19 protein-coding genes are annotated in these 22,002 nt (G+C 65.8%); 6 read left to right on the forward strand and 13 right to left on the reverse strand.

Annotation, left to right across the window (positions count from 1 at the left end):
- Positions 1-2 precede the first annotated feature (2 nt).
- Positions 3-986, reverse strand: coding sequence for a KpsF/GutQ family sugar-phosphate isomerase (locus tag ACU8YE_RS13315; RefSeq protein ID WP_446928913.1), 984 nt, complete (start codon positions 984-986; stop codon positions 3-5).
- A 311-nt stretch (positions 987-1,297) separates the two neighbouring features.
- Here ACU8YE_RS13315 and ACU8YE_RS13320 point away from each other — a divergent pair, with 311 nt between their 5' ends.
- On the forward strand, positions 1,298-3,277 hold the full coding sequence (locus tag ACU8YE_RS13320) for a cation:proton antiporter domain-containing protein (RefSeq protein ID WP_446928914.1): 1,980 nt from the start codon (positions 1,298-1,300) through the stop codon (positions 3,275-3,277).
- Between the two features lie 9 nt (positions 3,278-3,286).
- Here the strand turns inward: ACU8YE_RS13320 and ACU8YE_RS13325 are convergent, their stop codons facing one another.
- Positions 3,287-3,691, reverse strand: coding sequence for a ribbon-helix-helix domain-containing protein (locus tag ACU8YE_RS13325; protein WP_232041892.1), 405 nt, complete (start codon positions 3,689-3,691; stop codon positions 3,287-3,289).
- Positions 3,692-3,732: 41 nt separating this feature from the next.
- The gene (locus ACU8YE_RS13330; protein WP_446928915.1) at positions 3,733-4,311 is read right to left on the reverse strand and encodes a DJ-1/PfpI family protein; all 579 of its coding nucleotides are present in this window, start codon (positions 4,309-4,311) and stop codon (positions 3,733-3,735) included.
- A 107-nt stretch (positions 4,312-4,418) separates the two neighbouring features.
- Here ACU8YE_RS13330 and ACU8YE_RS13335 point away from each other — a divergent pair, with 107 nt between their 5' ends.
- The 3 genes from ACU8YE_RS13335 (at position 4,419) to ACU8YE_RS13345 (ending at position 7,470) form a co-directional block, all read left to right on the forward strand.
- Positions 4,419-5,027, forward strand: coding sequence for an adenine phosphoribosyltransferase (locus tag ACU8YE_RS13335; RefSeq protein WP_045202521.1), 609 nt, complete (start codon positions 4,419-4,421; stop codon positions 5,025-5,027).
- A 126-nt stretch (positions 5,028-5,153) separates the two neighbouring features.
- Positions 5,154-5,774: a LysE family translocator gene (locus ACU8YE_RS13340; RefSeq protein WP_414560148.1), complete on the forward strand. Its 621-nt coding sequence runs from the start codon at positions 5,154-5,156 to the stop codon at positions 5,772-5,774.
- A 19-nt stretch (positions 5,775-5,793) separates the two neighbouring features.
- Positions 5,794-7,470 (forward strand): Na/Pi cotransporter family protein, encoded by a 1,677-nt coding sequence (locus tag ACU8YE_RS13345; RefSeq protein ID WP_446928916.1) that lies wholly within the window; start codon positions 5,794-5,796, stop codon positions 7,468-7,470.
- Positions 7,471-7,531: 61 nt separating this feature from the next.
- Here the strand turns inward: ACU8YE_RS13345 and uvrA are convergent, their stop codons facing one another.
- Complete coding sequence (gene uvrA, locus ACU8YE_RS13350; RefSeq protein WP_446928917.1) at positions 7,532-10,396, reverse strand: excinuclease ABC subunit UvrA; 2,865 nt, start codon at positions 10,394-10,396, stop codon at positions 7,532-7,534.
- A 198-nt stretch (positions 10,397-10,594) separates the two neighbouring features.
- Here uvrA and ACU8YE_RS13355 point away from each other — a divergent pair, with 198 nt between their 5' ends.
- Together ACU8YE_RS13355 and ACU8YE_RS13360 are read left to right on the forward strand one after the other, a co-directional pair.
- Complete coding sequence (locus ACU8YE_RS13355) at positions 10,595-11,800, forward strand: MFS transporter (RefSeq protein WP_232041897.1); 1,206 nt, start codon at positions 10,595-10,597, stop codon at positions 11,798-11,800.
- A gap of 173 nt (positions 11,801-11,973) precedes the next feature.
- On the forward strand, positions 11,974-12,528 hold the full coding sequence (locus tag ACU8YE_RS13360) for a single-stranded DNA-binding protein (RefSeq protein ID WP_316878489.1): 555 nt from the start codon (positions 11,974-11,976) through the stop codon (positions 12,526-12,528).
- Positions 12,529-12,615: 87 nt separating this feature from the next.
- On the opposite strand, the gene ACU8YE_RS13365 is transcribed toward ACU8YE_RS13360, so the two are convergent.
- The 9 genes from ACU8YE_RS13365 to ACU8YE_RS13405 all read right to left on the reverse strand — a co-directional run bounded on the left by ACU8YE_RS13365 (position 12,616) and on the right by ACU8YE_RS13405 (position 21,992).
- Positions 12,616-12,876 carry a hypothetical protein gene (locus ACU8YE_RS13365; protein WP_232043086.1) on the reverse strand — a complete coding sequence of 87 codons (261 nt, stop codon included), beginning with the start codon at positions 12,874-12,876 and terminating at the stop codon, positions 12,616-12,618.
- A gap of 23 nt (positions 12,877-12,899) precedes the next feature.
- Entirely contained in the window at positions 12,900-13,361 is a 462-nt protein-coding gene (locus tag ACU8YE_RS13370) for a hotdog family protein (RefSeq protein ID WP_232041899.1), read from the reverse strand.
- Positions 13,358-14,161 carry a beta-ketoacyl synthase chain length factor gene (locus ACU8YE_RS13375; RefSeq protein WP_446928918.1) on the reverse strand — a complete coding sequence of 268 codons (804 nt, stop codon included), beginning with the start codon at positions 14,159-14,161 and terminating at the stop codon, positions 13,358-13,360. The genes ACU8YE_RS13370 and ACU8YE_RS13375 overlap by 4 nt, the downstream gene beginning before the upstream one ends.
- A complete protein-coding gene (locus ACU8YE_RS13380; RefSeq protein WP_446928919.1) occupies positions 14,158-15,375 on the reverse strand; it encodes a beta-ketoacyl-[acyl-carrier-protein] synthase family protein in 1,218 nt (405 codons plus the stop codon). Before ACU8YE_RS13380 ends, ACU8YE_RS13375 begins: the two co-directional genes overlap by 4 nt.
- A 73-nt stretch (positions 15,376-15,448) precedes the next feature.
- Positions 15,449-16,312, reverse strand: coding sequence for a polysaccharide deacetylase family protein (locus ACU8YE_RS13385; protein WP_446928920.1), 864 nt, complete (start codon positions 16,310-16,312; stop codon positions 15,449-15,451).
- Complete coding sequence (locus ACU8YE_RS13390) at positions 16,309-18,729, reverse strand: MMPL family transporter (protein ID WP_446928921.1); 2,421 nt, start codon at positions 18,727-18,729, stop codon at positions 16,309-16,311. The genes ACU8YE_RS13385 and ACU8YE_RS13390 overlap by 4 nt, the downstream gene beginning before the upstream one ends.
- A gap of 13 nt (positions 18,730-18,742) precedes the next feature.
- On the reverse strand, positions 18,743-19,339 hold the full coding sequence (locus ACU8YE_RS13395) for an outer membrane lipoprotein carrier protein LolA (RefSeq protein ID WP_446928922.1): 597 nt from the start codon (positions 19,337-19,339) through the stop codon (positions 18,743-18,745).
- The gene (locus ACU8YE_RS13400; protein ID WP_446928923.1) at positions 19,336-20,298 is read right to left on the reverse strand and encodes an LpxL/LpxP family acyltransferase; all 963 of its coding nucleotides are present in this window, start codon (positions 20,296-20,298) and stop codon (positions 19,336-19,338) included. Before ACU8YE_RS13400 ends, ACU8YE_RS13395 begins: the two co-directional genes overlap by 4 nt.
- Positions 20,295-21,992, reverse strand: coding sequence for an AMP-binding protein (locus ACU8YE_RS13405; RefSeq protein ID WP_446928924.1), 1,698 nt, complete (start codon positions 21,990-21,992; stop codon positions 20,295-20,297). The genes ACU8YE_RS13400 and ACU8YE_RS13405 overlap by 4 nt, the downstream gene beginning before the upstream one ends.
- Positions 21,993-22,002: the final 10 nt, after the last annotated feature.

Consider the following 22,002-nt stretch of genomic DNA (forward strand, 5'->3'; position numbering starts at 1 on the left):
GGTCAGATGACCTTGGCCCGCGTCAGGTCGTGGATGTGCAGCGCGCCGACCAGCAGGCCGGCGGCATCGACCACCAGCAACTGGTTGATACGGTGCGTTTCCATGACTTCGACGGCTTCAACGGCGAGCTGGTCGGGGCCGACCGAGCGCGGGTTGCTGTGCATGACCTCGTGGATAGGCACGGTGCGCCAGTCGCGCGGAGTTTCGAGCAGGCGGCGCAGGTCGCCGTCGGTGAACACGCCCACGGCGCGGCCTTGCGCATCGACCACGGCGGTCATCGCCATGCCCTTGCGGGTGATTTCCATGAGCGCCTGCGACAGCGGCGTGTCTTTGTTCACGCGCGGGATGGCGTCGCCGGCGCGCATGACGTCACGCACGTGCGTCAGCAGCTTGCGGCCGAGCGATCCGCCCGGATGCGAGCGTGCGAAGTCTTCGGCACCGAAGCCGCGTGCGTCCAGCACGGCCACGGCCAGCGCATCGCCCAGCGCAATCTGCGCGGTGGTGCTGGCGGTGGGGGCAAGATTCAGCGGGCAGGCTTCTACATCGACGTGGGAGTTGAGCACCACGTCGGCGTGTTTGCCGAGCGAGGACTCCGGGTTCCCCGTGACGGCAATCAGCTTGGCGCCCAGCCGCTTGACCAGCGGCAGGATGACGTTCAGCTCCGACACTTCGCCGGAATTGGAAAAGCCGATGAAAACGTCGTCGCGGGTGACCATGCCGAGGTCGCCATGGCTGGCTTCGGCCGGGTGCACAAAGAAGGCTGGCGTGCCGGTGGAGGCCAGCGTGGCGGCAATCTTGCGCGCCACGTGGCCCGATTTGCCCATGCCGGACACGACGACGCGGCCTGTGCAGCCGAGCACCATTTCGACCGCGCGCGCAAAGTCGGCGGACACCTGGGTTTTGAGACCGAGGACGGCTTGCGCTTCGATGTCGAAGGTTTGCTGCGCCAGCGCAAGCGCTCGATCCGGATTGAAATTCGCTATCATGGCGGCGAAGTATAACAACGATTGACATTGTCCTCGGCCGCTGGCGGCGCGTTGGGACTTGGCTTGCGGGGAGGTTGGCGGAGCGTGCGGGCGCTTCGTTTTGCTGCGCCGCGGCATTCAGCTTGCAAATCACTTTTCTGCCCGTCGCCACGCCGTCATTTTTTGCTCTGCGGCGTCTCGCGTAGCACGTTCTTCGTTTATATCCTGGCATCGGTCTTGCAACGCCTACGTGCTCGCTTGCGCACGCACCGTCCTGATGCGCGGGCGCTGGCCCTCCTGTCCAACTCCTTTCGATTGGTTTTTCGCGTCGCATGCATTCGCCGCTGGAACTCACCCTCGTGTTGCTGGCCGCCGCCGTGATCGGCGTGGTGTTGTTCCGGATGCTGCAATTGCCGCCGATGCTGGCGTACCTCGTGGTGGGCGTCCTCATCGGGCCGAAGGCGACCGGGCTGGAATCCGATACGGCGCAGACGCGCTACCTGGCGGAATTCGGGGTTGTCTTCCTGATGTTCTCGATCGGGCTGGAGTTCAACCTCTCCAAGCTGCGTTCGATGCGGCGGCTGGTGCTGGGGCTCGGGGCGTCGCAGGTGGGGCTGACCATCCTGCTCACGATTCCGGTTTCGATGGTGCTGTCCCACTGGTATCCGCTGTCGTGGCAGGCAGGACTGGCGCTGGGCGGCGCGTTGGCCATGTCGTCCACGGCCATCGTCTCAAAAATGCTGGCCGAGCGTCTGCAGCTCGAGACCGAGCACGGCCGCAACATCATCAGCGTATTGCTGTTCCAGGATCTGGCGGTCGTGCTGCTGCTGATCGTGGTGCCGTCATTGGGCAAGAACCCGACCGACCTCGTGCTCCCGCTGTCCATTGCCGCGCTCAAGATCACCGTCGCGCTGGTGCTGATCCTGTTTCTGGGACAGAAGCTGCTGTCGCGCTGGTTCCATCTGGTGGCGGCGCGGCGCTCGCAGGAGCTGTTCATGCTGAACCTGCTGCTGGTCACGCTGGGCATGGCCGCGCTGACCGAGCGGCTGGGCTTGTCGATGGCGCTGGGCGCGTTCCTGGCCGGCATGCTGGTGTCGGAAACGCCGTACAAGCTGCAGGTGGAAGAAGACATCAAGCCGTTCCGGGATGTGCTGCTGGGGCTCTTCTTCGTGACGGTCGGCATGCTGCTGGACCCGCGCGTGGTCTTCGAGCACTGGGCGCTGGTGCTGGGCCTAGTGATGGCGCCGGTACTGTTCAAGTTTGTGCTGATTGCGCTGCTGGCACGTGCCTTCGGTTCGGGTGGCGGCGCGGCGATCCGTACGGCGCTGGGGCTGGCGCAGGCCGGTGAGTTCGGCTTCGTGCTGCTCAACCAGATCGACGGCATGAGACTGATCGACCCACTGCTCGGCCAGGCGATCCTGGCGGCGATGCTGCTGTCGATGCTGCTGGCGCCGTTCCTGATCCAGTACAGCGACGTGATCGCCATGCGGCTGTCGCGCACGGACTGGCTGATGCAATCGCTGGCGATGACCAAGATTGCCGCGCAGAGCATCGCCACGGAGCGGCACGTCATCATCTGCGGCTACGGACGCAGCGGCCAGAACCTGGCGCACATGGTGGAGCAGGAGGGCATCGGCTATGTCGCGCTCGATCTGGACCCCGACCGGGTGCGCGAAGCCGCAGCCGCGGGCGAGCATGTCGTCTACGGCGATGCCGCCCGGCGCGAGTCACTGGTGGCCGCCGGTATCCACCGCGCAGCGGCCGTCGCCGTTACGTATGCCGATACGGCGTCCGCATTGAAGGTGCTGCACCACGTGCAGGCGCTGGAGCCGACCCTGCCCGTGATCGTACGCACCATCGACGATGCCGACCTGGATCGGCTGCAGCAGGCTGGCGCCACCGAGGTCGTGCCCGAAATCATCGAAGGGAGCCTGATGCTGGCCTCACACGCGCTGGTGCTGCTGGGCGTGCCGCTGCGCCGCGTGGTGCGGCGTGCGCAGGAGATGCGTGATGCACGTTACAGCTTGCTGCGCGGCTACTTCCATGGCCAGGATGACGAGGAAGACATGCTCGAGCGCGACGCCGTGCGCCTGCATTCTGTGCCGCTGGCAAAGGGCTCGCCGGCCATCGGCCATAAGCTTGGCACGATGGGGCTGGAGACGTTCAAGACGTCGGTCACGGCGATCCGGCGCCAAGGCATTCGCGCACTCGATCCCGATCCAGACACGGTGCTGGAGCTGGGCGATATCGTTGTGCTGCGCGGCACACCCGAGGGGCTGCAGATGGCCGAGGAGCGGCTCTCGCCGCGTTGATGCCAGCGCTTACTTGATGAACGCTTCCAGCAGCGGCCCGCGCGAGCGGCGGGGCGGCGGGGCATCCGCCATGTTGGCCGGCAGGCCGTCCAGCACCGCCGCGGCATCGAGCGAACTGATCGACACCCGCGTATCGGCCGGAATGCGCCCCTCCTGCTTCAGCATCAGATAGCGCAGGCAGCAGACGCGCAGGAATGACGCGAAGTTCGCCACCTCGCCGCGACGCTCGAACAACTCGTCATAGAGCTTGCTGATGAGCTGGTTGACCGTCAGGCCGTCGCGCTGGCCGATCTCTTCGAGCACCTCCCAGAACAGGCACTCCAGCCGCACGCTGGTCGCCACGCCGTGCAGGCGTAGCGAACGCGCGAGGCTGTCATACGAATGGGGATTGGCGCGGATGAAGATTTCGCACATGGCCGGGGGCTCCTGGGGCGCCCGGCGTGCGGGCAACCGGATCAGTGTAGAACCCGCGTGCCCAGGACTTCAAGAAACTGTGCCAACCACGCCGGATGTGCCGGCCAGGCGGGCGCCGTGACCAGCTTGCCGTCGGTGTGGGCCTGGTCGACGGGGATGTCCTTGAAGGTGCCGCCCGCCGCCGTGACTTCCGGGCCACATGCCGGATACGCCGAGCACGCCTTGCCTTCCAGCACACCCGCCGCCGACAGCAGCTGCGCACCGTGGCAGATGGCCGCGATGGGCTTGTCCGCCTGGGCGAAGTGCCGCACGACGTCGAGCACGCGGGCGTTCAGCCGCAGGTATTCGGGCGCGCGGCCGCCGGGCACGACAAGTGCGTCATACGTTGCCGGGTCGACGTCGGCGAAGGTGGCGTTGACCGTGAACCGATGGCCGGGTTTTTCGGAGTACGTCTGCGCGCCTTCGAAATCGTGAACGGCGGTCGCGACGGAATCGCCAGCGCGCTTGTCCGGGCAGACGGCGTGCACCGTGTGGCCGACCATCTGCAGCGCTTGGAAGGGGACCATGACCTCGTAGTCCTCCACATAGTCGCCGACCAGCATCAGAATTTTCTTTGCCATTGCCGTGTCTCCTGTATGGTTGGGGTTTGCCCATTGTGGTTCGGCGCCATTCGGCCCGGGTGGTAACCCATTACCGCAGACCACGTTTCCTGCTTTCCGTTTTTGCCATGAACCAGGTTCCCCCTCACCAGGCGGCGCTGCTCACGCCGTCATCCATTCCCGCTTCCACCGAATTGGGCGATGTATCGCGCTACCTGCGCGACCGCATCCGCACGGTGCCGGACTGGCCGCAGGCCGGGGTGATGTTTCGCGATATCACGCCGCTGCTGCAGGACCCGAAGAGCCTGCGCGTGCTGGTGGACGTGTTCGTCCATCGCTACATGGGGCAGGGGCTGAACCTGGTGGCGGGCATCGATGCGCGCGGATTCATCCTCGGTTCGATCGTGGCATATGAGCTGAACCTGGGCTTCGTGCCGATCCGCAAGAAAGGCAAGCTGCCGTTCAACACGGTGGCCGAGGAATACATGCTCGAATACGGCAGCGCGACGGTGGAAATCCATGCCGATGCCTGCAAGCCGGGTGACCGCGTCTTGTTGATCGACGACCTGATTGCCACCGGCGGCACCATGATGGCCGGCAAGCGCCTGCTTGAACGGCTGGGCGCGACGGTGGTGGAGGGCGCGGCGATTGTCGACCTGCCCGAGCTGGGCGGCTCACAACTGCTGATCGACGGCGGGCTGCCGCTCTTCACGGTCTGCCGGTTTGATGGGCACTGAGCGGCCACCCGCTGCCTTTGCGTGATGCGCCAGCCGCATACGCTCATGTGACAAAAATATGACGTTCTGCTGCCGCGCGCAGTAGCATGATCGTTTCCATTTTCCCTGCGCCCCCGGGAGACGTCGATGCCCCACGTATTGCTGTTCCTGCTGACCTCGATCGCCATCACGGTGATGCCGGGGCCGGACAACCTGCAAGTGATCGCGCGCGGCGCAAGCCAGGGCCGTAAGGCGGGTTTGTCGGCGGCGGCGGGGTTCGCGTCGGGCTGCCTCTTTCATACGACGCTGGCGGCACTCGGGCTGGCCGCAGTGCTGCAATCGTCCCCTGTGGCGTTCCAGGCGATCCGCTGGCTGGGTGCGGCATATCTGATCTGGCTGGGCATCCAGGCCCTGCGCAGCAAGGGCAGCATCGGCCCGAATCATGCTGGAGCGCAGGCGGCGCCAGACCTCTGGCAGGTGTATCGACAGAGCGTCTTTGCCAATTTGCTCAACCCGAAGGTGACGTTGTTCTTCGTGGTATTCCTGCCGCAGTTCGTCGATGCGCAGGCCGGCCATGCTGCGTTGCAGATGTTGCTGCTGGGCGGGGTGTTCATGGCGCAGACCATCGTCGTGTTCAGCATCTACGGCTGGTGCGCGGCCGCGCTGGGCGGTTGGATGCGCCGTACACCGCGCGCCTCGCTGTGGCTCGACCGGGTGAGCGGTTGTATTTTCATCGGGCTGGGGCTGCGGGTTGCCCTGACCAAATAAGCACGACTGCACGGCATCAATGATCACCCTGCTTAAGCTGCTTTCCGGCGTCGCCCTGTTGGTATGGGGCACGCAGACCGTCAAGGTCGGCATGTTGCGCCTGTACGGCGCGGACTTGCGCCGCCTGTTGTCGCGCAGCGTATCGAACCGGTTCTCTGCACTGCTGGCCGGCATTGGCGTGACATGCCTGGTGCAGAGCAGTAATGCGACGGCCACCATCGTCGGGGCTTTTGTTGCGCAAGGGCTGATGGGCGTGTCGTCGGCACTGGCGATTCTGCTGGGTGCCAACGTGGGCACGGCCATCATGGCGCAGGTATTTGCGCTTGACTTGTCGTGGCTGTCACCGCTGCTGATCTTCTTTGGCGTGATCCTGCATCTGTCGCGCAAGGGCAGTGCCGTGGGGCACTTCGGCCGAGTCCTGATCGGCCTGGGGCTCATCATGATGGCGCTGGAGCTGATCTCGGTCGCGTCGAGCCCGATGGTGGAAGCCAATGCGCTGCGCGTGCTGCTGAGCTCCTTCTCGTCGGACACCGGCCTGAACATGCTGATTGGCGCGGTGCTCACGCTGCTGTGCTATTCGAGCTTGGCTGTGGTGCTGTTCTGCGCGACGCTGGCGACGTCGGCGGCGGTGTCGGTCAAGGTGGCGTTTGCGATCGTGCTGGGCGCCAATATCGGCAGTGCCGTGGCCGCATTGGCGACCACGCCGTCGTCGAGCCAAGCCGCACGCCGGGCAACGCTCGGCAACCTGCTCTCGCGCATGTTGGGCGCCGCGCTGGCGCTGCCCTTCCTGGACAAGCTGGCCGAGTGGGCGCCGCACGCGGGCGTCGCGCCACAGCACGTGGTCGTGGCGTTTCATGTGGTGTTCAACGTGGCGCTGGCTGTGCTGCTGATCGGCTTCACCGATACGATGGCGCGGCTGTGCGCACGCATCCTGCCGGGCGGCGCGCATATCGACGATCTCGTTGCGCCGCGTTATCTCGATCCTTCTGCGCTGGCCACGCCAACGTTGGCGCTGGGCAACGCGGCGCGCGAGGTGTTGCGCATCGGTGATCGCGTTGAGCACATGCTCGACAACACCCTGCGTGTGCTCAAGACCAACGACGTGCGCCTGCTGCAAACCACCCGCGCCATCGACGACGAGGTGGATGCGCTCTACACCGCCATCAAGCTATATCTCACGCAACTGAGCCACGAAGCGCTGGACGCGCGCGAGGGCAAGCGCTGGGCCGACATCATCTCGCTCACCATCAACCTGGAGCACGCTGGCGACATTCTCGACCGCCTGCTCCAGGACGTGCGCGAGAAGAAGATTGCGCACAAGCTGGCCTTTTCCGAGGCCGGCATGGAAGAGCTGGAAGACATGCACGCGCGCCTCGTCACGAACCTGAAGCTGGCACTGTCGGTGTTCCTGACGGGCGACCTGCGCAGCGCGCAGAAGCTGATGCTGGAAAAGGCCCACTTCCGCGATCTGGAGAAACGCTACTCGCGCAGCCACCTCACGCGAGTGTCCGCCCAGACAGCCGAGAGCATCGAGACCAGCTCATTGCATCTGGACATCATCAGCGATTTCAAGCGGTTGAATTCGTTGTTCTGCGCGGCCGCGTATTCCGTGCTGGATGAAGCCGGGGCGCTGAACCGCAGCCGCATGAAAGACGCGGACGAGGTAGAGACCGAGGCGGCGCCAGTTGGCCACTGACGCCCGTATGCTTAAAAAAAACGCAGCGGAAGCTGCGTTTTTTGTTGCCGGATGACGGCGCTTACTTCCGCTTGAGCAGCGGCGCGAGGTATTTGCCGGTAAAGCTCGCCTTGCTCTTGGCCACATCCTCGGGGGTGCCCTTGGCGATGATCTGCCCACCGCCCGCACCACCTTCGGGGCCCAGATCGAGCAGCCAGTCCGCCGTTTTGATCACGTCGAGGTTGTGCTCGATGATCACGATCGTATTGCCGTGATCGCGCAGCTTGTAGATGACCTTGAGCAGCAGCTCGATATCGTGGAAGTGCAGGCCGGTGGTCGGCTCATCCAGGATGTAGAGCGTGCGGCCCGTGTCGCGCTTCGATAGCTCCAGCGACAGCTTCACGCGCTGCGCCTCGCCGCCCGATAGCGTCGTCGCCGATTGACCCAGGCGGATGTAGCCCAGCCCCACATCCAGCAGCGTTTGCAGCTTGCGGCGCACCACGGGAACGGGCGCAAAGAATTCGTGCGCCTGCTCCACCGTCATCTCCAGCACTTCGGTGATGTTTTTGCCCTTGTAGAGCGCTTCGAGCGTTTCGCGGTTGTAGCGCTTCCCGTGGCACACGTCGCAGGGCACGTACACGTCGGGCAGGAAGTGCATCTCGACCTTGAGCACGCCGTCGCCCTGGCACGCCTCGCAGCGGCCGCCCTTGACGTTGAACGAGAAGCGGCCGGGGTCATACCCGCGCTCCTTGGCCGACGGCACGCCCGCAAACAGCTCGCGGATCGGCGTGAACAGGCCCGTGTAGGTGGCCGGATTCGAGCGCGGCGTGCGGCCAATCGGCGATTGGTCGACGTTGATGACCTTGTCGAAATGCTCCAGACCGTCGATGCGGTCGTGGGCTGCCGGCTCCGGCGTCGAGCCATACAGATGGCGCGCCACCGCGTGGTACAGCGTGTCGTTGATCAGCGTCGACTTGCCGGAGCCCGACACGCCCGTGATGCATGTCAGCAGCCCGATCGGAATATCGGCCGACACGTTCTTCAGGTTGTTGCCGCTGGCGTTGATGATGCGCAGCCAGCGCTCTTCATCGGGCGCCGTGCGCTGCTTGGGCACCTCGATGCGACGCTTGCCCGACAAGTAGTCGCCCGTCAGCGACGCCGGCGATTGCTCGACTTGCTGGGGCGTGCCCTCGGCGATGATCTGGCCGCCGTGCACGCCGGCACCGGGGCCGATGTCGACCACGTAGTCCGACGCGCGGATCATGTCTTCATCGTGCTCGACCACCAGCACCGAGTTGCCGAGATCGCGCAGGTGCTTGAGCGTCCCGATCAGTCGATCGTTGTCGCGCTGGTGCAGGCCGATGGACGGCTCGTCGAGCACGTACATCACGCCGGTCAGCCCCGAGCCGATCTGCGACGCGAGGCGGATGCGCTGTGCTTCGCCGCCCGACAGCGTATCGGCACTGCGCTCCAGCGACAGGTAATCGAGCCCGACGTTGTTCAGGAAGTTCAGCCGCGCGGTGATCTCCTTGACGATCTTGTCGGCGATCTCGCGCTTGGCGCCGTGCATGTTCAGCGTCAGGAAATACGTGAGCGCATCGCGCAGCGGCCAGCCGTTGATCTCGTAGATGCCGCGTGCCTGGTCGGCCTCGCCGATCTTGACGAAGCGGGCCTCGCGGCGCAGGCGGGTGCCGTGGCATTCCGGGCACGGCTGGTTGTTCTGGTACTTGGCCAACTCCTCGCGCACAGCGATGGAGTCGGTCTCCTTGTAGCGCCGCTCCAGGTTGGGGATGATCCCCTCGAACGCGTGCTCGCGCACCGTGGTCTTGCCGCGCTCGTTGATATACGTAAACGGTATCTGCTGCTTGCCCGAGCCGTGCAGCACGATCTGCTGGGTCTCGGCCGGCAGGTCTTCAAACGCAACATCGATGTCGACGTCGTAGAACGCCGCCAGGCTCTGCAGCATCTGGAAGTAAAACTGGTTGCGCCGGTCCCAACCCTTGATGGCGCCCGAAGCCAGCGACAGGTTCGGAAAGGCCACCACGCGTTTCGGATCGAAGAACGTGATCTGGCCCAGGCCGTCGCAGTGCGGGCAGGCGCCCATCGGGTTGTTGAACGAGAACAGCCGCGGCTCCAGTTCCTGCAGCGAATACGAACAGATCGGGCAGGCGAACTTGGAGCTGAAGCCGTGCTCCTTGCCTGTGTCCATTTCCAGCGCGATGGCGCGGCCGTCTGCCAGGCGCAGCGCAGTTTCGAATGATTCTGCAAGACGCTGCTTGAGTTCCGGGTTGACCTTCACGCGGTCGACGACGACCTCGATCGAATGTTTGTCGTTTTTCTTGAGCTTGGGCAGGTTGTCGACTTCGTAGACTTTCGCTTCGGCTTCGTGCGCGGTACCGCCGCCCGAGCGGATGCGAAAACGCACGAAACCCTGTGCCTGCATCGCTTCAAACAGGTCGACGTGCTCGCCCTTGCGGTTGGCCACCACCGGCGCCAGGATCATCAGCTTGGTGTCGGCCGGCAGCGCCAGCACCGCATCGACCATTTGCGACACGCTTTGCGCTTCCAGCGGCTGGCCGTGGTCGGGGCAGTAGGGCGTGCCGGCGCGCGCATACAGCAGACGCAGGTAGTCGTGGATCTCGGTAACGGTGCCGACTGTGGAGCGTGGGTTGTGGCTGGTGGCCTTCTGTTCGATGGAAATGGCCGGCGACAGACCTTCGATCAGGTCAACGTCGGGTTTTTCCATCAGCTGCAGAAATTGCCGGGCGTACGCCGACAGCGATTCCACATAGCGCCGCTGCCCCTCCGCATACAGCGTGTCGAACGCGAGCGACGACTTTCCCGACCCCGAAAGCCCGGTGATCACGATCAACTGGTTGCGCGGTAGATCGAGGTTGATGTTCTTCAGGTTGTGGGTGCGGGCCCCACGAATCTTGATTTCGTCCATGTGCGGCTGAATGCTGCTGAATGCGGCGTCGGAGTGCAGACCGCCTGCGGCAATCGGCGGGAGGCGTGGAAAAGGGTAAGCCTGCTAATATACCGAACTTCGGTTTTGCTGGTATCTGCTCCCAGATGGGGCAAGCCGTGAAACCGTTCAAGTGTCCTTGTCGCCGCTTTTTCTGGTTTTCGCGGCGGTTTTCGCACCATGTCCTCCGCCTCCCCATCCATGACTTCCGCTTCCGGCCGCATGAACGGCCTTGAGCTGCGCGCGGCCGCTTCGCTGGCCGGCATCTTCGCGCTGCGCATGTTGGGTTTGTTCATGATCATGCCGGTCTTCGCGGTGTTCGCGAAAACGCTGCCCGACGGCAACAACACCCAACTCGTCGCCTTCGCCATCGGCGTGTATGGCCTCACGCAGGCGGTGCTCTATATCCCCTACGGCTGGCTATCGGATCGCTTCGGACGCAAGCCCGTCATCGTCACAGGGTTGGTCATCTTTGCGGTGGGCAGCTTGGTGGCCGCGTTTTCGCACAGCGTCGCCGGCATCGCCGTGGGGCGCGCCATCCAGGGCGCGGGCGCGATCTCGTCGGCGGTGATCGCCTTCGTGGCCGACCTCACGCGCGAGGAGCACCGCACCAAGGCCATGGCCATGATCGGCGGCAGCATCGGCCTGTCGTTTGCCGTGGCCATCGTGAGTGCGCCGATCATCTTCCGCTGGGTCGGCATGCCAGGCATGTTCACGGCGATTGGCGTGCTGGCCATCGTCGCCATCGGCGTGGTGGTGTGGGTGGTGCCAAACCCCCCGCGTCCGCCCGAGCATGTGAAAGCGCCCTTCCGCGAAGTTTTGCGCAACCCTGAACTGCTGCGCCTGAACTTTGGCGTATTCGCCCTGCATGCCACGCAGACGGCGTTGTTCGTCGTGCTGCCGCACATGCTGGAAGCCGCCGGCCTGCCGGTTGATTCGCACTGGAAGATCTACCTGCCGGTGATGGGCGTGTCGTTCGTGCTCATGGTGCCGGCCATCATTGCCGCCGAGAAGCGCGGCAAGATGAAGATCGTGCTGCTGTCGGCCGTGGCGCTGGTGATGGTGGCGCAAGTGGCTCTGGGCGAGGTCAATCCGACGCTCGCCGCGCTGGCGATTGCGCTGCTGGTCTACTTCCTCGGTTTCAACGTGCTGGAGGCGTCGCAGCCGTCTCTGGTGTCGAAGTACGCGCCGGGCGTGCGCAAGGGCGCGGCCATGGGCGTGTACAACACGACGCAGGCGCTGGGCTTGTTTGCGGGCGGGGCTGGCGGTGGTTGGATTCTGCTGCACGCGGGGCAGCATGCGGTATTCCTAAGCTGCGCCGCACTGGTTTTTGCCTGGCTTATAATTGCGAGCCCCATGCAAATGCCGGCGCTGCGCCGACACTGAAAACCAGTTCACGATCCTGCTGCGCAGTCCGATCTTGGCTCTGCGATGCTCGCCGTACTCATGTACGGCTGCGCTTCTCAAACCAACCTCGGACCGCTCGCTACGGATCGTGAACCGGTTTTAACCACCGGGCCCAACGGCGGCATCACTTCAATTACCTTCGGAAACTCATCATGGCGTCCGTCAACAAAGTCATCATCGTCGGCAATCTCGGCGCCGATCCTGAAACGCGTTACATGCCCAGCGGCGACGCTGTCACCAACATTCGGGTGGCAACTACCGACCGCTACAAGGACAAGGCCAGCGGCGAAATGAAGGAAGCCACCGAGTGGCACCGCATCGCCTTCTTCGGTCGCCTAGCTGAAATTGCTGGCGAATACCTGAAGAAGGGCTCGTCGGTCTACATCGAAGGCCGACTCAAGACCCGCCAGTGGGAAAAGGACGGCCAGAAGCAATACAGCACCGAGATCGTCGCAGACCAAATGCAGATGCTCGGCGGCCGCGGTGGTGAGGGCGGCGGTGGCGGTGGCGGCGGTGCCGGCTACTCGCGCGGCGGTGAAGGTGGCGGTGGCGGTTACGGCGGTGGCCGCAGCCAAGGTGGTCAGGGCCAAAGCCAAGGCGGTGGCTACTCCCGCGGCGGTGAAGGTGGCGGTCAGGGCGGCGGCGCACGTCGTCAACCGGCACCGTCGAACGGCTTTGAGGATATGGACGACGACATTCCTTTCTAAGTCCGTCTCGCCAGAAAACAAAAACCCGGTAGTCCGCCAAGGATGCCGGGTTTTTTGTTGCCTTAGGCGCGCAGGCCCGCAGCCGTTCTAGTCGCTCTCACAAGGCTTCTTGAAGAGGTGTTTCACGCCACATTTCGTGGCATGCGCCGCATTCTTAACGCCGTGGCCGACCGCTCGCGCAGCGTTGGCCGTCGCATGCCCGGCTTCCTTTGCCGCATGGCCGGTCTTGCGGGCCGCTTCCTTCGTGTCCTGCTTGATGTTCTCCTTGGTCTCGGACAAATCGGCATGGGCAAGGGGGCTGAGCAGCGCCAGCAGCAGCGCAGGGATCAAAAGCAGACGACCTTTCACGGCGGAAATCCTCACAAACAGGTTCATGCAACGGACGCGTCGAGCACCACAGCGGCGCGGCCGGTCAACAGGATGCGTGCGCCGCTGCGCACGGTGAATCGGTACAGCACGTTGTTGCCGTCGCCACCGACGCGTTCGGCTTCGATGTCGAGCGGCGAGTCGATGGTGTCGAGGCGCGGCACGTGCGCTTCAACGCTGCGCACGCTGGCGAGAAAGCCCGCCCGCGGGCGTGCCTGCGCAGCATCGCACAGGGCGCCGTGCACGGCCATCGCCTGAGCGGCGTATTCGATGCCGCAGACGGCCGCCAACTGGCCGTGCGAGCGCAACGGGTTGGCGGCGTCACGATGGCTGGTGGCGCTGCAATGGATGTGGGCATCGTCCCAGGCGACGACGGTGTCGAGCAGGCACATCGCGCCGCTGTGCGGAATGCGCGCGGCGATCCAGTGGCGGTCGAGCGGCGGAGATGGCTGCGCGCTTGACGTCATGGCGTGCCGAAGGTGATGTCGACCCGCACGCGGGTATCGGGCAGATAGTCGAGCACGACATTGGCTGCGCGCCGTGCCGCCAACGCTTCCAGCAGTGGCAGCGCGCGGGCCGCGGCGTTGCCGTGCCACAGCGCTTCCAGCTCGGGTTGCGCCAGCGCTGTTGATGCCGCGTCGGTTAGCGCGACATCAATGCGCGCGAGCGTGCGCGGGCCGGCTTCGGGAGCGAGCAACAGCGCCACTGCAAACGGATCGGGTACGGGGCGCACCGCGTTCAGCGGTTCCGGGTAGTCGCCGTCATACGCGACCACCAGCGCGGGCGTGGCGTCAATCGCGACTTGGCAGAGGCTGTCCAGCAGGCCGGCGGCAAAGCTGCCGTCGTATGCGCACAGCACATTGGACGGCGCCATCGCGTGCGTGGCGATGCTCCAGTAGCCGGCCGGCGCGTTGTGCACGGAGTTGTGGAAGCGCGTGGGCGAGAGCTTGCGATCGTCGCCCGCCAGGGTTTCGCAGATGGCGTGGCAGTTATGGCCGTCGCCGCCGGACGAGCTGAAGACGGTGGCCAGCGAGGCGGCATCGCGTCCGCTGGCTGCGACGGCCTCGTGGCCGACCGCGAGCGCGAGCTTGACCACGGGCCCCGTGCGGCGGCGCTCGACCGATGGCAGGCCAACTGGCGGCGGCAACTCGGTCGGTGCGTGTGCGTAGGGCGCACGGCCTGCGAGCACGTCGGCCGTGTGCGGCCAATCCCGCAGGCCGGGGCCCAGCACGCCGATGCTTTCGATAAAGGCGCTCAGTCGGGTCATGATGACAGGCCCACGTGGTCTGCACGGCCGAAGACCAGGCTGCAATTCGTGCCGCCAAATCCAAAGGCGTTGCTGAGCGCCGCGCGAACACCTGCGTGACGGCTCGTCGTCAGGTAGTTCACGGCCAAGGCCGGATCGCACTGCGCAGTGTTGATGCCGGCCGGCAGCAATTGATGGCGCAGCGCCAGCGCTGTGATCACCGCTTCCAACGCACCTGCCGCGCCCAGCGTGTGGCCGGTCGCGCCCTTGGTCGAGCTGCACGCCGTGCCGTCGAACATCGCTTGGATGGCGCGCGCCTCCGCTGCGTCATTGCTGGGCGTGCCGGTGCCGTGCAGGTTGATGTAATCGATGTCTGTTGCGGCCAGGCCGCTTGTGGCCAGCGCTTGCGCCATGGCAGCGCGGGCGCCCAATCCTTCGGGATGCGGCGACGACATGTGATGCGCATCGCTCGATTCGCCAATGCCGAGCAGCAAGATCGTATCGTCGTCCAGCGCGCCCTTCGTTTCAGGGGCGCGCTCCAGCAGCGCAAAGGCTGCCGCCTCTCCGATGGAGATGCCATCGCGCGCCGCATCGTACGGCCGGCACGGTTGGCGCGACAGCAGCTCCAGCGAGTTGAACCCGTACAGCGCGGTCAGGCATAGCGAATCGACACCGCCCACGACCGCCGCATCGATCAGGCCCGCAGCCAGCATGCGCCGCGCCGAGGCAAACACCTTGGCCCCCGACGAACATGCCGACGAGACCACCATGGCCGGCCCGCTCAATCCAAAGTAGGCCCGCACAAACGCTGCGGGCGAATAGATGTTGTGCGTCTGCGCGTAGTGAAAGCTCGCCGGCAGCGCGCCCGTTTGCGGATCGCGCTGCTGGTAGGCGCGTTCGGTTTCGAGAATGCCCGACGTGCTGGTGCCGATGAACACGCCGACGCGCGCGGCGCCATGGCGAGCCTTGGCGGCTTCAACGGCTTCGGCAAAACCGTCCTGCGTGAGGCCGATCTGGGCGAGCCGGTTGTTGCGGCAGTCGAAATCAGCCAGATCCGCGCGCACGGGCGTCGCGTCGGCGCCAGGCACTTCGCCGATCCACGTGTCGAGATCGGCGCGCGGGAAATTGCACGGCGTGAGCCCGCCACGTTGCCCGCGCAACGCGTCGAGCGTGGCGTCAAGGCCACGTCCAAGGCAGCTTGTTGCGGTGAAATGCGTGAGCAGGACGGGCTTCACTGGGGATGATGTCGCGGCAATTGTGGGGTGGGATGGTTCGGCAGACTGGTGTGCCGATCGTCAACAAATTTTATCAAATGGTCATTTGCGGGCGGGTGGTCTGCGCGGGCTGAGCCGGGAGGGCAGCGCGCAACGTCGTCCACTGCAATTGTGCGTGCGCCGCAGCTTCAAGCACCCTCGGCAACACGGCCAATAAGACGGGCGAGCCGTGTGCATCGCGCGCCGCATAGCCATCGTGAAGCAGCAGGATGTCTTGCGGCGCCAGACCGTGCAGCAAGCGGTGGGCAATGGCTTCGGCGTTGCGGGAGCGGGTGTCGAAGCCGCGCCGCGTCCAGCTCGCCAGCTGCAGGCCAAGCTGACACAGCACCGGCTCCAGAAACGGATTGCGCAGCCCGGCCGGCGCGCGGAAGAACAGCGGGCGCGTGCCGGTGATCTGCGTGAGCGTGTCTTGCGCGGCTGCAATTTCGCGTCGTAACGCGCCCGGTCCCTGCAGCGAAAACGTATGCCGGTGGCGCTGACTGTGGTTTTCCACTGCGTGCCCGCGCGCCACGATGGCCTCGACGCAGTGGGGGTGCCGCTGCGCCAATTCGCCGATGCAGAAGAAGGTGGCCTTGGCGCCGTACTGGTCGAGCATGTCCAGCACGCGCGGCGTGACATCGGGGTCGGGGCCGTCGTCGATGGTCAACGCAATCTGCTGGCCGGCCGTGGCGGGCAGATGCGTCCAGTTCGGGCCGAGCCAGTTGCTGCGCGGCCACAACCCGCCGGCCATCAGCACGAGATGCGAAGCGATGACGCTGCCGCCGGCCCACGGCCATGTCGATGGGGCGGCCACAACGGCAACCGCCGCGCCCGCGTGCAGCGCCAGCGCGCCGTTGATCAGCGGGGTCGGCTTCCAGCGGCGGGCCGCGCCAGGCGATGTGGTGATCGGTGAGTTCATGCGGCGGCGTGCTGATCGTGATGGGCGCGCGGCGCCAGGATGGCGGCAAACACCAGCGCGAGCATGGCGCCCGGGCCGACGGTCAGCCCGAATGTTTCCAGCATCGGCACCCGGGAAAACGCCAGCAGGCCGAAGCCGGCCACGGTTGCCAGGTTGGCTACCAGCAGTGACACCAGCGTCTGGGGCGCAATGGCCTGCGTGCGTTGACTGAAGAACAGCGCGTAGTTCGAACCCACGGCCACGATCAGCAGCATGCCGACCAGATGCAGGATGGTCAGCGGCACGCGCGCTGCCGCAAAGCCGGCCGTCACCACCAGCACCGCCGCCACCAGGGGCGCCAACGCGCGAAGGGTGCGCTGCGGTGAGCGCAGCGCCACGAGCAGCAGCAACGCGATCGCCGCAAAACCGGCGAGCGACAGGCGAAGGTCTTCCCGCACGTAGTTCACGTACAGCCGATCGGCCTCGGCCTTCATGTCGACGAAGAGCGCGCCCGGCACATCCGCATGCTCCACAGCGGTGCGAATTGGCGCGGCATCCAGGCTGGATGCGTTGAATGCGCTCTTCAAAGTGGCGGGCGCGGCTGATGGTGCGCGCAACGGCAGCATGGCGCTCCATTGGCCGGCGCGTTCTGTCAGCAGTGCGTCCACCGCCAATGCCATCGATGTGCCCTTTAGGTCCGCGCGCCGTAAAAGTGATTGCGCGCGCGCTGCATCTACATCGGCGACAAACGGGGCGAAGAGATCGGGCTTCACGCGGATCGGCTGATCTTCAACGGCGCCGCGCATGCGTGCCGCCAGCGTGTCAGGGGGGGGCAGGCTTGCGAGGCGCGCGCGCTGCGTGGCATCGCTCGGCAGATAGCGCGCGGGGTTCTCGAAGCCGGCGAGCACGCCGTTGTCCACCAGCGATTGCAGTTGTGCGGCCACTTTTTCGGCACCTTGAAGCGCGGCCTGCTCGGTCGTGGCGGGAATCACCACCAGATAGCGCACGTCGGGCGCCCCCACGTCTGCGCGCAGGCTGGCGTCGAGCGCCTGGCTCTTCGCAGGTACGGGGCTCAGCGCAGCGAGTTCGCGGCTCCACAGGCCATCGCGATGCAGCACCAGCGCCGCACATGCACCCCCGAGCACCACCGCCAACACCCAGCGCAGGCGGGGCGCGGCAGACGTCGCCCGTGCCAGCCAGGCGCCCACGCGCGATACATCCCGAGTCGCCACGTCTGCACCACGCAGATGCGGCAGCACGTAGCGCGTGACAAGCGCAGCCGTCACCAACCCGACAATCGAATACAGCCCCAACTGCACGAGCCCCGGAAAGCCCGAGAACAGCATCGACGCAAAGCCGCACACCGAGGTCAGCACACCCAGGCGGATGGTCGGCCAGTACGTGGCAATCCATGCACGCAAGCTGTCGTTGGGGGTGGCGCCACGCAGGCGGGCCGATTGCACGAAGAGGTAGATCGAATAGTCGACCGCCTCGCCGATGAGCGTGGTGCCGAACCCGAGCGTGAGCCCGTGCACCGCGCCAAACGTAAGACTGACCGCCGCTACGCCTGCCGCCACGCCAGACAGCACCGGCAGCAAGCCCAACGCTACCGTGCGCGGTGAGCGGTACACCGTCAGCAGCAGCGCCACCACCAGCACGAGGCTGACGGTGGAAAGCCGCTCGACGTCGTGCTTGATGGTGTCGCGCGATTCAACGGAGAACACGCCCGGGCCGGTCATCAAAATGCGCGCTGAGGCAGCGTTCGGCACCGTGCGTGCAACCGCATCGAACGCGCGGCGTACGGTATCGATGGCAAGCGCCTGGGCATCGGTGTCGGAGCCGGCGGCCGTTGTCTGCACGACCAGCACGGCACGCTGGCCATCGCGCGACGCCCACACGCCGTGCATTGACGACGGCAGCGCGGTGTTGTCGAGTTGGCTGACAAGCGCCGCCACCTCGCCGGTCGGGTCGCGCGGCAGCATGTTCTTGGCAAACAGTCCGGCTGACGAACTGAGCAGGTCCAGACTCTCGCCCAGCGCCGCATGCAGGCCTTCAGCGGAAAAGCGTTGCGGCGTGACAGCTGGGCTGAGCACGTAGCGGTGGTCGAAGATGAACTGGCGGTCGCGCGCCTCGCTCACGGGCTCACCATTGTTGACGGCGCTGAACTGCGGGTCGGCGCGCAGCGATGCGGCGAGCTGCTTCGACAGCGTTGCGCGGGTGGCCGCGTCACTGCCCCCGATGCCGACGAGGATGAGTCGTGACACCAGCCCCTCGCGCAACTGGTCGACCAGCACGCGCTGCTCCGCACTCGGCGAGCGCGGCAGAAACGCCGACAGGTCCGCCGTAAAGCTCGTCCGCCCGATCACGACCGCGCACAGCAGCAGGCCGGTCAACCAGACCAGCACGGCGGGCCGCTGCAGGCTGTGCAAGCGATTCATCTGCGCGGCGTCCTTAATTGCCCGGCACGCGTTGCAGGCGCATCAGCGAATGATCGCCGTCGGCCTGGCGGATGGCGACGCTGCGCAGCACATCGCGCGTGCCCTCCAGCGTGATGGTGCTGACGACCTTCTGCATACGCGTGTCGATCGGCGAAAGGGTGAGCGTCCAGTCGTCGCCGTGGCCGGCGATGGCGACCTTGTAGATCGCTTCGAGTGCGTAGCGGTTACCGGCCAGCGTCGCGCGGATGCTCTCTATAAAAGCGCCCAGCTCGGGGTACTGCGACAGCGGCATCGTGAACTTGCGCTGGTTGCGCTCCACGGTCAGCTTGTCGCCGTCAATCACGAGGTGTTCGGGCTTGGGGGCCAGCGTGTGCTTTTCCAGATGATCGGGCGCCACGAACACCAGCTCGCCGGAGGATTCAATGGGTTGTTGCGCAATCGATAGCGTCTTTGTTTCCGTAAACGTGGCGCGCCCCGACTTGTTGCGTGCAAGCGTGGACATGAGGCGGTCGAGCGTCCAGGCGGTATCCGCTGCGTGGGCGGCCGTTGCCAACATGCTGGCCGCGAGCATGGCCAGAAGGGCGCGGAGGAATGGGCGCATTGCAGTCATGGCGTTTGGGTGGTCTGGCGCTCGGCCGGGGTGGCATTCTGCGCGTCGGCTGCGTCGGCATCCTGCCAGAAGTCGAAGTAATTGAACCAGTTGTACGGCGCTGCGCGGCAGTAATGTTCAACGCGCTCAACGTAGCGGCCGAGCGCGGCCTGCACGGCGGCTGCGCGATCTTCGCGGCGCACATCGGTAAAGTCTGCCAACGGATCGAAATGCACGGCGTAGCGATTGCCGCCCAAGTGCAGCCCTGTCATGAACAGCACGGGGCGCTTGAGCATGGCGGCCATGTGCAGTGGCCCCAGCGGAAACGCTGCCGGGCTACCGAGAAAATCCAGCCGCTGGACGGATGGCCCAGCATCGCGCAGCAGCGTGCGATCGGCCAGCATGCCGACGAGCCGGTTGTCGTCCAGCGCCTCGCGCACGTGCAGCATGGCGTCTACGCGCCCCAGCGCAATGACCTCCGGCGCTGCTGCAGGGTTGATGGCGGCAACCGCGGCGTTGATGTTGCGTGCGTTCTCTTCATACATGGCGACGGCCACGCGCAGATCGGGCACGGTGCGGCCGAGCGCGCGCACCACCTCGAAGCTGCCCAGGTGCGCGCCCAGCAGGAATGCACCACGCCCCTGCGCCAGCACGTCGTGTATGTGCTGCTGGCCCTGCAACCGGATGTCGAACAGGTCGAAGCGCCCGCTGATCAAGTAGATGCGGTCATGGATGGTCGTGCCGAAGGTGAACATGTGGCAGAACACGTCGCGCAGCGTGGCTGGCCGGCCGAGGGCGCGGCGCAGATAGTCACGCGAAGCACGTCGCGCCTCCGGAGAGGCCGCCACGAAGTACACCGCAATCAGCCACAGCAGGACCCGGCCGAGCGGCCGCCCAAGCCGCAGCGAGAGCCACGTCATCGCGCGCAGCAGCGCGAGGTTGCTGCGCTCCGGACGCTCGGCCCAGTCGGTGCGCTTCATGCGGCAACGCCCTCCGGCGCCGATGCAGACAGCACGCCGCTGGCCACGTCGCGCTCGCCCGCGCGGATGGTGAAGCGGACGGCGTTGCTCGCCGTCGTCTCGAACGCGAGGTCGAGCAACTCCCCGGGTGTCGCAGGACTGAGAAACTTGGCCGAGCTGATCTTGCACGCATCGAGCGAGCGGCCCAGCGCCGCACCAATCGTGTGGAGCGCATGGTCGAGCAGCACCACACCCGGCACGATCGGGTGGCCTGGAAAATGCCCGGGCAACGCCGGGTGATCTGCGGGAATGGTGAAGCGCATGGCGAGCTTGTCTGCGTTGCGGTGCGAATGCTGTGCGACCTGCGCGGCCAGCACATCGCGCGCCAGTTTGCCGGTTTCGTTGCGGGGCAGCGCGTCTACCAGCAGCAGCGGGCGCGGCAGGAATGCTGCATCGATGCGGTCATGCAGGGCGCGCAGCACGTCCGCCGCGCTCAGGCCCGGCGCCACGACCAGTGCCACCAGGCGCGTGACTGCGGCGCTGCCGTGCGTATGCGGGGCAGTGGACGCATCGTCCGGCATGTAGAACACGCCGTCTTGCACGCCGGCAATCGCGTTGAGCTGATGATTCAGATACGCCAGCGACGAGCGCTTGCCGGCGATGTTGATCAGATCGGTCTTGCGGCCGTGCAGGAGAAAGTGCGTGTCGTCGATCAGCTCAATCACATCGCCCATCGGCACAGGGGTTTCGACGTGGCCGCCATCGGCCCACACCGTTGGGCCATCGTCTTCCGGCGTGCCGGCGCGGGATTCCATGCGGACGCCGGGGTACAGATGCCACGCGGTGTCTTGCGCGGTACGGCGCGTTGCGACCTGACCGGTTTCGGTGCTGCCGTAGATTTCCAGGAGCGGCGCAGACAGGCGCGTCTCGGCCTCCCGCGCCAGCGCCTGCGACAGCGGCGCAGTGGCCGACAGTACGAGCGATGCGCTCGGCAACGCGGCGTTCGATGCCAGCAGCGCCCGCAGATGCACCGGCGAGGTCACCAGCACGCGTGGTTGCGGTACGGCCTCAAGCGCCTCGCGAATGTCCGCCGGATAGAACGGCTGCCGGTTGCTGAACGCCAGGCCGCCCTGCAGCGCCAGCAGCACCGTCACCTCAAACCCGTACATATGCTGCGCTGGCACGGTGCCGACCAGCGTGAAGGCGCGCCCGTCGTCCAGGCCAAGGTGCGCGACTGCCGTGCGCATGCAACGCACCAGCGCGCCCCATGTCTTGCGATGCGGCACCGGCGTGCCGGTGGATCCGGACGTGAACAACACCGCCATGACTTGCGACGCGTCGATCTGCGGCACGTCAACGAGCGTTGCGTCGACCGTCAACGCATCGGGATAACGAAAGCCCGGCAGGTCGACCGGGCAGGCGGGCGCATCGTGCAGGCAAAACACATCGGGCGCGAACGCCGAAAGCTGACGCACCATCTGCGGCGTCTGCATGGGCGGCAGCAGACTGATCTTGCCGGCCAACAGCGTCGCGCACAGCCCGACGGCAAAGCGGTAACGGTCTGCGCAGGCGTTGAACACGTGGCCGCCCGGCGGCAGCGTCGCGGCCAGCGCCATCACATCGGCCACGAACGCACGTGCGGAGACGGGCGCGCCGTCACGCCAGGCCAGCGTGTGTTCGAGTGTTGGATGGGAGACCAGCGGGTAAGTCGGCATGAAGCGAATC

The sequence above is a fragment of the Ralstonia sp. VS2407 genome, assembly GCF_052950655.1.